The organism is Pseudomonas sp. Sample_20 (genome assembly GCF_004307585.1).
In the GTDB taxonomy this organism is placed as follows: Bacteria; Pseudomonadota; Gammaproteobacteria; order Pseudomonadales; family Pseudomonadaceae; genus Aquipseudomonas; species Aquipseudomonas atacamensis.
This window is the reverse complement of the sequence record NZ_RCOA01000088.1, coordinates 1-1,549: the sequence shown is the minus strand read 5'-3', so window position 1 is coordinate 1,549 and position 1,549 is coordinate 1. Positions and strand designations below refer to the sequence as shown.

At 61.5% G+C, this 1,549-nt stretch carries 2 protein-coding genes; one reads left to right on the top strand and one right to left on the bottom strand.

Annotated elements, in window-relative coordinates:
- Positions 1-324 (top strand): hypothetical protein (locus D8U70_RS18635; RefSeq protein WP_130929481.1); only part of this gene is annotated, 324 nt, incomplete at its 5' end.
- 274 nt (positions 325-598) lie between these two features.
- Here the strand turns inward: D8U70_RS18635 and D8U70_RS18630 are convergent.
- Positions 599-1,549, bottom strand: a 951-nt coding sequence (locus tag D8U70_RS18630; RefSeq protein WP_130929480.1) for a methyl-accepting chemotaxis protein, incomplete at its 5' end; no start/stop codon positions are given.

Sequence of the window (1,549 nt, the reverse complement as noted above, 5' to 3'; positions counted from 1 at the left end):
CCCCACGACCGCGCCCTCGACCCGCAAAAAATCCAGGAAGCCACCGACCGCGCCCTCGATTACTACCTCAAACCCGAAGATCTGGCCGCTCCACCAAGCTCTCCAAAATATCGCCCGATCTATGTCGTGGACCCCACGCTGGATGACGAAACCCTGTTGGTCGAGGCCTGCGAGTCGCTTTCATACGCGCATGCCATGGCCGGTAACATCGCCAACTCGATAGGCGGCCCGGAACGCAAACCACTGCTGGCGCTGCAACAGGTGATCATGCTCAACGAACTGTTGGTCAATCGACTGCTGGATAAGCTGAAGTTGCCTCAGTAATTTCGCTAGCTTTTATGGCCTCTTCGCGAGCAGGCTCGCTCCCACAGGGGATTGGTGTCGGGCACGTAATCTGTGATCACCGCAGATCCAATTTAGGAGTGAGCCTGTTCGCGATGGCGGTCTTCGAGCCGACCAATTCCTCACGGCTGTACCTCATCCAATGTGGGAGCGAGCCTGCTCGCGAAAGCGCTCTACCGGACACCGTCATTTTCAGCAAGCAACAAAAAACCCGGAAAGCTCACGCCATCCGGGTTTTTTCATTCCAGCCATCCAATCAGCGGTTAAACCGCGCCACCAACGAATACTGGGTGTTGGCCGTTTTCGTCAGCTCTTCACTGAGCAACGCCGAGTTATGCGCTTGTTCCGAGGTCTGATCCGCCAGTTCCGAGATATTGCTGATGTTACGGCTGATCTCTTCAGCCACGGCACTTTGCTCTTCGGTCGCGGCGGCGATCTGCGTTGTCATGTCGGTGATGTTGGCCACCGCTTCGCTGATGCCGACCAGGGCCTGATCCGCTTCCAGGACCCGCGCCACGCCTTCTTCGGCCTGGCGATGGCCGGCTTCCATGGTCTGCACGGCGCTGGAGGCGGTCTGTTGCAACTTGGCGATCAGGGCATGGATCTGCCCGGTGGATTCGCTGGTGCGTTGCGCCAGTTGACGGACTTCGTCAGCCACGACCGCAAAACCTCGGCCCATTTCGCCGGCACGCGCAGCCTCGATGGCAGCGTTGAGGGCGAGGAGGTTGGTCTGGTCGGCGATGCCTTTGATCACGTCGACCACGCCGCCGATTTCGTCGCTGTCCTTGGCCAGTTGCGTCACGGTCAGGCCGGTTTCGCCGACGACCACCGACAGGCGCTGGATCGCTTCGCGGGTTTCGCCGGCGATGTCGCGGCCGCGGCCGGTCAGGCGGTTGGCTTCCTGGGTGGCGTCAGCGGTGCGCTGTACGTGGCTGGCGACTTCCTGGGTGGTGGCGGCCATCTGGTTGACGGCGGTGGCGACCTGTTCGGTTTCCACGCGCTGGCGTTCCAGGCCGGTCGAGCTGTTGTGCGCCAGGGCGTCGGACTGCTTGGCCTGATCGGTCAGGTGCTCGGCGGTGTCCTGCAAGCGGGTCAGGCAGGTTTTCAGGCGTGCTTCCTGGCTGAGGATCGACATTTCCAGACGCGCCTGCGCGCCACGGCTGTCGGTGTACATCTGCGCGATCAGCGGGTCGGAGGTGGTCTGTTC